General features: G+C 51.3%; 1 rRNA gene. It reads right to left on the reverse strand.

Going from position 1 to position 265, the window contains the following annotated elements:
• Positions 1 to 265, reverse strand: a 23S ribosomal RNA gene (locus NNO08_RS23275); the annotation flags it as partial.

Raw genomic sequence — 265 nt, forward strand, 5'->3', positions numbered from 1 at the left:
CCCATCAATTAACCTTCCGGCACCGGGCAGGCGTCACACCGTATACGTCCACTTTCGTGTTTGCACAGTGCTGTGTTTTTAATAAACAGTTGCAGCCAGCTGGTATCTTCGACTGATTTCAGCTCCACGGGTAAACCGCTTCACCTACATATCAGCGTGCCTTCTCCCGAAGTTACGGCACCATTTTGCCTAGTTCCTTCACCCGAGTTCTCTCAAGCGCCTTGGTATTCTCTACCTGACCACCTGTGTCGGTTTGGGGTACGAT

The organism is Citrobacter sp. Igbk 17, from assembly GCF_028069775.1.
In the GTDB taxonomy this organism is placed as follows: domain Bacteria; phylum Pseudomonadota; class Gammaproteobacteria; order Enterobacterales; family Enterobacteriaceae; genus Citrobacter.